We start from the raw sequence: 13242 nt of genomic DNA on the forward strand, positions 1-13242 counted from the left end.
ATACTCGGCATGTTTGTGAACACGCTGGCGCTTCGGACACGCCCGGAGGGCGGGAAGCCGTTTGTGCAGCATTTGCAAGAAGTGCGCGAGACTGCATTGGAAGCCTTTGAGCATCAGGATTATCCGTTCGAAGAGCTCGTCGACAAGCTTGAATTAACGCGGGATATGAGCAGGAATCCAGTTTTTGATGCGATGTTTATCCTCCAAAATATGGAAAAGCAGGACATGGATCTGGAAGAGATAAATGTTCGGCCCGCCAATTTCGCACATCACATTTCTTTATTCGATATCACACTAATAGCAACGGAAACAGATGGAGCCATTTGCTGCGAATTGGAATTTAGTACAGAAGTATTCCTGAAAGCTACGATTGAGCGCTGGGCAGCTCATTTTATCGAATTTCTGCATGCGGCACTTTCTAATCCTGAAACAAACCTTTCACAAATAAACATTCTTAGTGATCAAGAAAAACAAAATATAGTCTTTGAATTCAACAAAACTCAAGTTGAATTTTCTCAAAAAGATGTTCCTTTTCATCGCATATTTGAAGCGAGAGCTGAAGAAACACCAGAACATATAGCTGTTATTGATGACGAAACACAGATTAGTTATCGGCTTCTAAACGAAAGAGCCAATCGTCTGGCACGGACATTGCAAAAAAGAAAAGGGACGAAGCCAACTGTGGCTGTTTTAGCCAAGCGGTCCATTGATGCAATTGTTGGAATCCTAGCAGTGATGAAAGCTGGAGGAGTGTATATCCCAATCGATTCACATTATCCAAAGGCTAGAATTGAACACCTTCTCCGTGATAGCGGAGCAGACATTCTTCTATTGCAGCAGGAGTTGAAGCATTTGATTTCAAACTCATCTGAATGTGATATATCTCACATCTGCCTTGATGATGAGAGCTCTTATGAAGAAAACAGCTGCAACCTTGACTTATCTCCTGCTCCTGAGGATGTAGCATATATCATTTATACGTCAGGAACTACGGGCGCGCCTAAAGGCGTTATTGTCACCTATCGGAACTTTACTCATGCAGCTCTTGCTTGGCGGCAAATTTATGAACTGGATCGGAAGCCTGTCAGACTGCTTCAAATGGCGAGCTTTTCATTTGATGTCTTTTCAGGAGATTTAGCGAGAACATTGACCAACGGTGGGACTCTAATCGTTTGCCAAGATGAAAAGCGACTGGAACCCTCTGAATTATATGGCATCATGAACTCTCGACGAATCACGATAATGGAGTCAACACCGGCTCTCATTATCCCAATTATGGAGTATGTATACCGTAACAAGCTCAAGCTTCCTGACTTAGACATATTGATTCTTGGTTCCGACATGGTGAAAGCTCAAGATTTCAAAACATTGACAGAACGCTTTGGCCAAAGCATGCGCATCATCAATAGTTATGGCGTCACAGAAGCGACAATCGATTCCAGCTGCTATGAAACAAGGATGGGAGAAGAGTATGCGGGAGATAACGTCCCAATTGGCAGCCCGCTACCGAATGTACACATGTACGTACTCAGCCAGACTGATCAAATTCAGCCAATTGGCGTTGCTGGCGAGCTATGCATCAGCGGGGCAGGTGTTGCGAAAGGCTATCATAATAAACCTGACTTAACACAATTGAAATTTACAGAAAATCCATTTATCTCCGGAGAAAGGCTGTACAGAACCGGTGATCGAGCCTGCTGGCTTCCAAACGGAACGATCAAGCTTCTTGGCCGTATAGATTATCAGGTGAAGATAAATGGATACAGAATTGAAACAGAAGAAATTGAAAGTGTTCTGCTTCAAACCGGGCTGGTCAGAGAAGCTGCTGTTGCCGTTCAGCATGATAAGAATGGACATGCTGGTTTAGCAGCATATATTGTGCCTTCAGACGTCAATACGAATACTCTCCGTGCTGCTTTAACAAAGGAGTTGCCGGCATATATGATTCCTGCGCATCTGATTCCTATAGAAAAACTGCCGCTGACCCTAAACGGAAAGCTGGACAAAAACGCCTTGCCGGCTCCAAATGATGTGTTCACACGTCCATATACGGCACCAGTTAACGACATACAAAAAACGATAGCGGAAATATGGGAAGATGTCCTGTCCATTGCTCGAGTCGGCATTCACGATTCCTTTTTTGAGCTTGGCGGAGACTCAATTAAAGCATTACAAGTGGCAGCACGGCTGGCCGCTGAAGGCTGGAGCATGACAATACGTGACTTATTCCGTTATCCAACGATTCAGGAGCTAAGCGGACATATCACACCATTGGTATCTCAAGCTGATCAGGGACCTGCGGAAGGTGAAGCTGATCTCGCCCCGATTCAGCGAAGATTTTTCGGACAGGTTCATGCTTTTCACTACCATTACAACCAGTCCGTCATACTTTTCAGTGAAAAAGGATTCAATACTAATGCGCTTTGTCGTGCGCTGCGTAAAATAACCGAGCATCACGATGCGATTCGCATGGTGTTTCAACGAAATCAAAACGGCCATGTCGTTCAGTATAATCGCGGAATGAATCACAACGATCGTGAACTGTTCGGCCTTCACATCGCAGACTGGACAAAAGAATCACTGGAAAGGACTCATCTTGATGAAAAACTAGCCGCTGAGGAAATCGGCATTCAAAGCAAAATGAATGTACAAAAAGGGCCTCTGCTGCAAGCAGGTTTGTTTAAAACGGCAGAAGGGGACCATTTGCTGATTGCACTTCACCATCTAGTAATAGATGGCGTTTCTTGGAGAATACTGCTTGAGGATTTAGCTGCAGCATACCAGCAGGCTTTAGAAAAACATGAGATCCAGTTACCGCCAAAAACGGATTCTTATTTGTCCTACGCCAATGGTCTTGCCCAAATTGCTGAAAGCAAACAATTGCTTGCAGAAAAATCATATTGGCAATCAATTTTGGACGCTCACACTGCTTTTCTGCCTAAGGACACGGAAAATGTGCCAGGAAGACTGCAAATGAACAGCGATACATCGGCGTTTGTACTATCCGGGGACTGGACTGAAAGATTGCTGTTTGAAACCCAGCAAGCCTATGGCACTGATGTCAACGAACTTTTGCTTACTGCTTTAGGAATTGCGCTTTCTGAATGGACAGAGCACGACCAAATCGTGATCAGCACTGAGGGGCACGGAAGAGAAGGGTATGTGCCAAACATTGATATTTCACGTACAGTTGGATGGTTTACTTCCATTTATCCTATTCTGCTGGACATGAGTATTCCCGAGCCTTTCGAAGATCAGCTCGCTTACCGAATTAAGACGACAAAAGATATGCTGAGAAGAGTACCGAACAAAGGTACTGGTTACGGATTGTTAACACAGATAGGAGAACTGCAGTATAAAGAGCCTGAGGTCAGCTTTAATTATTTCGGCCAATTCAGCGAAGAGAAGGAAGCTGAAACGTTTCAATTATCATTTTACCAGCCTCGTTACGAAATAGCGGGTGAGAGAGAACGAGAGTATGAGCTGGACATCAATGCTCTAATTACAGACGGACGGCTTCAAGTAAAAGCGGTATACACCCAAGTGTTCAACCAACACTCAATTGAGTGTTTTATGGATCGTTTTCACAGGCATCTTATCGAGATGATTGAGCATTGTTCGCAGAAAAAAGTACGCGAAAAAACGCTGAGTGATTTCAGCAATAAGGAATTAACGTTGTCTGCATTATCTAGCATCGAAGATCTCGTGAAAGATCTTTAACTTTTGAAAAGGTGTGTGGAATTGATGGCACAATCGGCACAGATTCAAGATATTTATCCGTTATCGCACATGCAGGAAGGAATGCTGTTTCATTCACTGATGGATTTCAGCTCAAAAGCCTATGTCGAACAGACCTCGTTTACGATCACAGGGAATCTATGCATCGACTCGTTTCAAAAGAGCTTAAACCTTCTTGTTTCCCGGTATGATACTTTCAGAACGATTTTTATTAAAGAAGTCCAAGATCTTACAGGTCCGCAGCAGGTAGTCCTGTCAACCCGGGAATTGACAGTGTATCGAGAAGATTTTTCTCACCTGGCCGATCATGAACAGCAGGCTCTGATCGATGCTTTTTTGACCAAGGATCGGGAAAAAGGATTTAATTTGCAAAAAGATCCGTTAATGCGTCTTGCCCTTTTTGATAGAGGCAACAGCCAATATACATGTGTCTGGACACATCACCATATCATCATGGATGGTTGGTGTCTGGGCATTATTCTTAAAGAGTTTTTCAGCATGTATGATTCGCTCAAAAATAACTCACCTGTACGGCTTGGCAGCACGGTGCCGTACAGCCGCTATATTGAATGGCTCGGAGAACAAGATCAAGAAGAGACTGCTGCTTACTGGAGCGGATATTTGAAGGAGTACGGCAATACTGCATCTATCCCCCGGATAAAGCGCCGCCCGGCGGACGGGGATTATAAAGCCGACCAGATCAGCTTTTCTTTAGCACCGGAAATAGTTGAGAAACTGACTGAGGCCGCCCAAAATTGGGGAGTGACACTAAACACGTTGTTTATGAGTATGTGGGGCGTGCTTCTCCATCGATATACTGCCGCTGATGATGCAGTTTTTGGCTCCGTTATTTCAGGACGCCCGTCAGCGATTGACGGGATTGAATCAATGGTCGGCTTGTTTATTAATACTGTTCCAGTGCGAATTCGATCTGCGGAGGGCATGACGTTTTCTTCGCTGGCCAAAGCCGTGCAGGAGGATATTTTAGCATCTGAACAGCATGGGTATTATCCGCTTTATGAGATTCAAAACCATAGTCCATTGAAGCAAGGCTTGATCGATCATATTTTTGTCTTTGAAAATTATCCTGTACAGCTTCATCAGGCATTAAGCATCGAGAGTGAAAATGACGAAAGCGCACTGAAGCTTGGTGACATTTCAATGTCCGAACAAACCAATTACGACTTTAATATCGTTATTGTTCCGGGAGAATCATTTTATATCAAATTCAGCTACAACGCAGCCGTTTATGAACGTGAGGAGATGCTGCGGATTCAAGGCCATATAAAGCAAGCGCTAGATTGCATTTTGACACATCCCGATATTGCCGTCAGTGACATCAATATCGTGCCGCCGGAGGAGCAACAGGTTATCCAATTGTTTAACGAAACAGAGCGTCCTTATGTGAACAAAACGATATCCCAATTGTTCGAGGAACAAGCTCACAAAACACCTGAAGCTGCTGCATTGAAAATGGGAGACGAATGCTGGACCTATCACCAATTAAATGGAAGAGCCAATCAGATTGCGCACGCCCTGATAGAAAAAGGCGTTGGACCTGGAGATATCGTGGCTGTGATGATGGGCCGGTCAATGGAAATGCCCGCAGCTTTACTTGGGATTTGGAAAGCAGGATGCGCTTATATGCCGCTTGATCCAAATTTTCCAGAAGAACGTCTTTCTTTCCTGCTGAAGGACAGTCAAGCAGCCCAATTGCTGATAGAAGAAGACCTTATGTCATTCATCCCGCCGCACTATGAAGGAAATATGATACCGATAGAACGTACAGAAAGCTACCAATCAGCAGCTCCAGATGTGCCGCCTGGTGATCTTGCCTACTTGATTTATACCTCGGGAACGACAGGGCGGCCTAAAGGTGTTCTCGTTGATCATCATGGCATTGCCAATACATTGCTATGGAGACGGGAAGAGTATGGCATGACCGAACAGGATATATCCCTCCATTTGTTTTCATATGTGTTTGACGGTTGTGTGACGAGCTTGTTTACCCCGCTTTTATCCGGTGCGTGCGTACTGCTGACAACAGATGACGAAGCGAAGGATGTTCTAGCCCTTAAACGAAAAATAGCCCGTTATAAAGTCAGTCACATGATCATTGTTCCTTCCCTGTACCGGGTGTTATTGGAAGTGATGACTGCTGGCGATGCAAAAAGTCTTCGTATTGTGACATTTGCGGGTGAAGCGGTCACGCCTGATCTACTTGAGATGAGTGAAAAGATTTGTCCTTCTGCAGAATTGGCAAATGAATACGGGCCCACGGAAAATAGTGTGGCAACAACAATATTGCGACAACTGAATGAAAAAGGGAGGATCACGATCGGGCACCCGATTGCAAACACGAAAGTATTTGTTTTACACGGAAATCAAATGCAGCCGATCGGCGCGGCGGGCGAACTGTGTATTTCCGGCGAGGGTCTTGCAAAAGGATACTACAAACAGCCAGAGCTTACAGACAAAGCATTCTCCGATCACCCGTTCCTTGAAGGAGAGCGTTTATACCGAACAGGTGATGCAGGCCGCTTTTTGCCGGATGGAACGATTGAATATATAGGACGTTTTGATGATCAAGTGAAAATTAGGGGATACCGCATTGAACTGAAAGAAATTGAAACGGTTCTTCGACAGGCGCCAGGAGTGAAGGAAGCAGCGGTACTGGCCCGCGATGTTTCTGCTGAGGAAAAGGAGCTCGTCGCTTATATCGTTCCGGAAAAGGGAAACAATCTCCCGAATTTGTATCGGCATCTAGCCGGGACATTGCCGCCCTATATGATTCCCGCAAGTATTACCAATATCAGCAGGATGCCATTAACATCCAGCGGGAAGCTTGACCGGTCAGCACTTCCTGAACCAGAAAACAATGCGAGCCTCACATATATGCCGCCACGAACTTTAATCGAGGCTGATCTCGCACATATTTGGGGAGATGTGCTAAATAAACAGCAAATCGGCATTCGTGATGATTTCTTTCAATTAGGCGGACAGTCCTTAAAAGCGGCCGCACTGGTATCAAGAATACATAAAAAGCTTAATGTCGAGCTGCCGCTCAGTGAGGTGTTTTCTTATCCGACGGTTGAAAGCATGGCAGTCAAATTGACGGGCTTAAAAGAACATGTTTTTACACAGATTGAGCCTGCGGATCAAAGAGAAGTCTATCCGCTGTCTTTCTCGCAAAAACGATTATATGCTCTTCATCAGCTGGCAGATGACAGCACAGGCTATAACATGCCCGCTGTACTTGAATTACGCGGAAATCTGGATCGCCAGCGGTTGAGAAGCGTTCTCACAGAACTTGTGAATCGGCATGAAGCATTGCGGACTGTTTTTGTGCTTGACAGAGGAGAGCCCGTGCAGATCATTTATCCAGAGATGGCTTTTGATCTGAAAGAGCTTGAAATGGAATCAGAACAAATGCTTGAGTCTGCAATCGAATCTTTTATCAAACCGTTTGATCTATCGTCCGGTCCGCTTTTTAGAGCATGTGTCATTACAATGGGCAATAATCGCGGCTTTTTGCTGCTCGATATGCACCATATTATTGCCGACGGTGTCTCGATGAGCAATCTTGTCCAAGAATTTACTGACTTGTATTGCGGAAAAGAGTTGCCAGCTTTAAACCTGCATTATAAGGATTTTGCTGTTTGGCAGCAAGAGAAGTACCCGAAAGAGCTATACAAAAAACAGGAGGCTTACTGGCTCGATCAGCTTGGCGGGAGTCTTCCTGTATTAGAATTACCGCTTGATAAAACAAGACCGCGTCTCCCTGATTTCAGCGGCGGAACAATCAAAGTAAACATTGATAAAGACACGGCAGATGAGCTGCACCGTTTAATGGTTGAAACGGGAACAACGTTGTATATGATTCTTCTGGCTGTCTATTCTATTTTGCTATCCAAGCTAAGCGGGCAAGAGGATATTGTCGTCGGCTCGCCTGCTGCCGGAAGACCGCACGCCGATCTGGAGCGCGTCATCGGGATGTTCGTAAATACTTTAGCGATGCGCAGCCAGCCCGAGGGCCACAAAACGTTCAGCTCGTATTTGCAGGACATTCGCCACCTGGCTCTGACGGCTTACGAGCATCAGGATTATCCTTTTGAGGAGCTGGCAGATAAGCTCGATATACATCGAGAGGTAAATCGCAACCCGCTGTTCGATGCGATGCTCGTGCTTCAAAGCAGTGAGGATTTCCAGTTCGAAGTGCCTGGTCTATCAATTTCGTCTGTCACTCCAAAACACGATATATCTAAATTCGATTTGACATTACACGCTGAGGAGCATTCGGGCGGGATTCACTGCCGGTTTGAATACAGCACCGCTCTTTTTGAAGAAGAGACCATTGCGCGATGGGCATCCCATTTTATTGAACTGGTGAAAAGTGTAACGGCTGATACCAAGATGAGAATTTCGGAAATACAATTGCTTCCTGCAACAGAACGTAATTTGCTCCTTGAAAAAATGGGACAGTATGCCGCTTATCCAAGAAATGAAAACATTGTAAGCTTATTTGAAAAAAAAGCCGCTGAACATCCGGAGCATCTCGCAGTGGTGTGCGGTGACTCTCAGCTTACTTATCGAGACCTGAATGAAAAAGCTGAGCGGACAGCTGCTATGCTGATCAAACAAGGGATCAGAACTGGCGATATCGTCGGTCTGATGCTCGAACGGTCGCCTGATATAATCATTGGCATTTTATCGATTTTAAAAGCTGGAGGGGCCTACTTGCCGATTGATCCTGAATATCCTCAGGAACGTATCAGCTTTATGCTCAATGACAGCGGGGCAGAAATGTTGCTGACTGAGCGCGGTCAAAACAAACCTGCAGACTATAACGGGCCTATTTTGTATATCAATGAAGTTAAAAATGATTCAATTCCGGCTGATTTAAAAATTCAAACCCTAGCAGATCAGCCGGCATACGTGATATACACATCCGGAACGACTGGCCAGCCAAAGGGCGTCATTGTCGAGCACCGCAATGTGATCAGCCTCTTAAAGCATCAAAACCTGCCTTTTGAATTTGGCCATGCAGACGTCTGGACGTTATTTCATTCATATTGCTTTGATTTCTCTGTATGGGAAATGTTCGGTGGGTTATTAAACGGAAGTACACTAGTCGTGGTCTCTAAAGAAACAGCCCGTGACCCCCATGCATTCCGATTATTGTTAAAAAAAGAACGCGTCACTGTACTCAATCAGACCCCGACAGCTTTTTACGGCCTGATGCATGAAGATCAAAACCATACGGATCGATTAAACATCCGATACGTAATTTTTGGCGGCGAAGCTTTACAGCCCGGCATGCTGAAAAGCTGGAATGAAAAATATCCTGATACTGATCTGATCAATATGTACGGTATTACAGAAACGACGGTACATGTAACATTCAAAAAATTGACCGCAGCAGACATTGCAAAAAATAAAAGCAATATCGGACGACCGCTTTCAACTCTGCAGGCATATGTAATGGATGCTCATATGAATCTGCAGCCGATCGGAGTTCCAGGGGAGATGTATATAGGCGGTGAAGGTGTGGCACGGGGATATCTCAACAGAGATGAGCTGACCGCTGACCGTTTTGTGCCTAATCCTTATCTTCCGGGGGACAGATTATACCGAACAGGAGATCTTGCTAAACGCCTGTCAAATGGCGAGCTGGAATACTTAGGCCGCATTGATGATCAGGTTAAAGTCAGAGGGCACCGTATTGAGTTAGGCGAAATCCAAGCGGCTCTTCTTCAGCTTCCAATTGTTAAAGAGGCGGCTGTCATCACAAGAACAGATGAGCAAGGGCAAGCAGTTGTATATGCTTACATGGTGACAAAAGATAAACAGGCAGCGAATGCATCAGACATCCGGGCTTCTCTTAAAACCATGCTGCCTGACTTTATGCTGCCGGCCCGTTTGATACAGATTGACAGCATCCCGCTGACTGTTAATGGAAAACTTGATCAGAAAGCCCTGCCGGAACCTGATAAACACGATTATATTGCTGATGATATCAGCCCTAGAAATGAGATTGAAAAGGTGATGGCTGAAATTTGGGAAGAACTTCTTGATGTGGATGAGCTGGGCGTGAGTGCCAATTTCTTTGAACTTGGCGGAGATTCTATTAAAGCGCTGCAAGTTTGTGCCAGGTTAAAGCAACGCGGATTTGAAACGACAGTACGTGAGATGTTTGAACATCAAACTCTTGGTGAACTGTCCGCTCGGGTTCGAAAAGCCATACACGTCATTGACCAAAGTCCGGTCGAAGGCGAGATCACTTGGACACCTATCCAGCAATGGTTTTTCTCGCAATCTCTGGAAATCAATCATTTTAACCAGTCCGTTATGCTCTACCGGACTGAAAGATTTGACGAGATTGCGCTTAGAAAGGTGCTGAAAAGCCTGGTGACTCATCATGACGCACTAAGAATCGTATGCCGGTATGAAGATGGCAGGCCGGTACAGATAAACAGAGGGATAGATCTTCCAGATAAGGAGTTATATGCTCTTGAACTGTTTAATGTAAAGGATAACTTAACAGAAGCACGTAATCGGATTGAGGAAGTAGCCAGCCAGATACAAGAGCATATTCGTTTGGAAACCGGTCCATTGATTCACGCTGGATTGTTTAGAGCCGAGAATGGAGACCATTTGTTTCTGACGATTCATCACTTAGTTGTTGATGCAGTTTCATGGCGCATTTTGTTCGAGGATTTTTCAACGGCCTACAAACAGGCAGTCTCAGGAGAATCTATTAAACTGCCGCAAAAAACAGATTCATATTTAACGTATTCACAAAGAATAGCTGACTACTCTAAAAGCCGCCAGATGCAGCGAGAAGAAGCATATTGGAATGAGCGAGAGAACCGTCACATTCAACCTATTCCTAAAGACAATGAAGCAGCACCAAACACATTCAAAGATACAGAAGTGATTGATTTTAATCTGTCCCGCCATCACACAGAATTATTGTTAACGGCTGCAAATAAAGCATACAGCACGGAGATGAATGATATCCTTCTGACAGCTTTAGGCCTTGCTTTGCAGCAATGGACGGGCTATGACCAGTTTAAAATCAGTATGGAGGGCCATGGAAGGGAATCATATCTTGAGGATATTGACATTAGTAGAACAGTCGGCTGGTTCACCTCGATTTATCCTGTATGGCTTGATATGAGCAATTCTGATCATAAGAACAAAGATGAGCGGCTGGGCCACCTCATTAAACAGACAAAAGATATGCTGCACCGTATACCGCATAAGGGCGCAGGCTATGGTGTGCTGAAATATACCAACAAAAAATGGGGTTCTGAGAAAGGCAGCCCGGAAATCAGCTTTAATTATTTAGGTCAGTTTGATCAGGATATTCAATCAAAAGCCTTTGAGGTTTCTGATATCAAGCCAGGGAATGAGATCAGCCCAAACTGGGAGCGTCCTCATGCACTGGATATCAGCGGCGCCGTTTCTTCGGGGTGCCTAAACATGCACATGATTTATAACAGGCTTCAATTTGGGAAAAAAACAATCCAAACATTTGCCGGGCATTTTAAACAGACTCTGGAAAACATCATTGAGCATTGTACGGGCAAAGAAAACCGAGAGTGGAGCGCATCTGATTTCACTGATGAAGATTTAACGCTTGATGAATTGAGTGAGATTATGGGAGCCGTCAACAAACTATAGGGAGAGGAGATTCACTGATGCCGCAGCAACCCGAAATACAAGATATATACCCTTTGTCATTTATGCAGGAAGGGATGCTTTTTCACTCACTGTATGATGAACAGTCAAGAGCTTATTTTGAACAGGCTTCTTTTACGATCTATGGACAGCTAGATTTGGAGCGTTTCCAGAAAAGTATGGATGCTGTTTTTGAAAGATACGAAATCTTCCGAACGGCGTTCATCTATAAAAATGTAGCCAAACCCCGTCAAGTCGTACTCAAGCATCGTCATTGCCATGTTCATTTTGAAGATATTTCTCATCTCAACGAAAGAGATAAAGAACATTGTACCGAGGCATTCAAAGAGCAGGATAAGTCCAAAGGCTTCGATCTCCAAACAGATGTACTGATGAGAATATCTATTTTAAAATGGGCGCCTGATCGTTATGTCTGTATCTGGAGCCACCATCATATTTTAATGGATGGCTGGTGTTTAGGCATCGTCATTAAGGATTTTCTCTACATTTATCAAGCGCTGGGAAAAGGTCGGCTTCCTGATTTGCCTCCCGTACAGCCGTACGGGACGTATATTAAATGGCTGATGCAGCAAGACCGAGAAGAAGCGGCTGAGTATTGGAAAAAGAGGCTTCAGCATTTCGAAAAAGCTACGCCTCTGCCAAAAAGAACAGATCAAATGCCGGATGGGACATTAGAGCAGATCACGTTCACCATTTCTGAAAAAGAAACCTCCGAATTACAGAAAATCGCAGCAGCTTCTGGTGCGACACTAAACACTGTTTTCCAAGCTTTATGGGGGATTATGCTCCAAAAGTTCAATCGCAGCAGCGATGCTGTGTTCGGATCCGTTATATCAGGCAGACCTTCTGAGCTAAAAGATGTGGAAAACATGGTCGGGCTTTTTATCAATACCATTCCTATTCGAGTCCAAAGTGATTCTCTTTCTTTTTCTGACTTAGTCAGCAGGATGCAAAAAGACATGACTGAAGCAGAAGCGTATAGTTACTTCCCTTTATATGACATTCAGGCGCAGAGTGCTCTCAAACAAGAGCTGATTGATCATATTATCGTCTTTGAAAATACACCTACCCAGCAAGAGATTGAAGAGCTGAATCAGGCTCGATCATTTGATTTCTCCGTGAAGGATTTTGAGATGGAAGAGGTGACCAATTATAGCTGCAGTGTCAAAGTGATCCCAGGCCGTACTTTGTACGTTCGGATTCATTTTCATACCGGCGCTTATCAACCAAACATGATGTCCGAGATAAAAGATTATTTACAGCACATGGTCTCTGACGTCATCTCTGATCCATCTCTTCCCGTGTCAAAGATGACATTGCTAGATGAGAACAAAACACGAAAAATCCTTTCTCAAAACAACGGGACAGTATCTGTTTCGCCTGAAGCCCCGACACTGCACGGTCTGTTTGAACGACAGGCGGCTGTCACACCGGAACGGCCGGCCATCCGCTTTTCCGGCGGTTCGCTGACATACGCTGAGCTTGACATGTACGCCAGCCGGCTGGCTGCGCACCTTGCGGCACGCGGCGTCACAAACGAAAGTATCGTCGGGATCCTGTCTGAACGCTCACCTGAAATGCTGATCGCTGTCCTTGCTGTCTTGAAGGCAGGAGGGGCCTATTTGCCGCTTGATCCTGCGTATCCAAAGGAGCGGCTGAGCTACATGCTGAAAGACAGCGGGGCATCACTCTTGCTGACGCAGCCGGGATGCTCCGCACCGAGCTTTTCCGGGGAGACGCTTGAAGTGGACACGGCATCTCTTGCGAGCGAAAAAGCAGAAAGTCATGTATTTGCTCCTG

General features: G+C 45.0%; 3 protein-coding genes. All 3 read left to right on the forward strand.

The features are described from left to right. Window positions 1-3720, forward strand: a 3720-nt coding sequence (locus AC4CV5_RS20635; RefSeq protein WP_490923778.1) for an amino acid adenylation domain-containing protein, incomplete at its 5' end; no start/stop codon positions are given. Window positions 3721-3744: 24 nt separating this feature from the next. Continuing rightward, complete coding sequence (locus AC4CV5_RS20640) at window positions 3745-11424, forward strand: amino acid adenylation domain-containing protein (RefSeq protein WP_490923779.1); 7680 nt, start codon at window positions 3745-3747, stop codon at window positions 11422-11424. A 17-nt stretch (window positions 11425-11441) separates the two neighbouring features. After that, a partial coding sequence (locus tag AC4CV5_RS20645) for a condensation domain-containing protein (RefSeq protein WP_490923780.1) occupies window positions 11442-13242 on the forward strand: 1801 nt, incomplete at its 3' end.

The sequence above is a fragment of the Bacillus sp. NS1 genome, from assembly GCF_058248265.1.

Excerpts from the sequence above, each read along its gene's own strand:
- AC4CV5_RS20640 (WP_490923779.1), top strand. The coding sequence starts at position 3,745 with ATGGCACAATCGGCACAGATTCAAGATATTTATCCGTTATCGCACATG.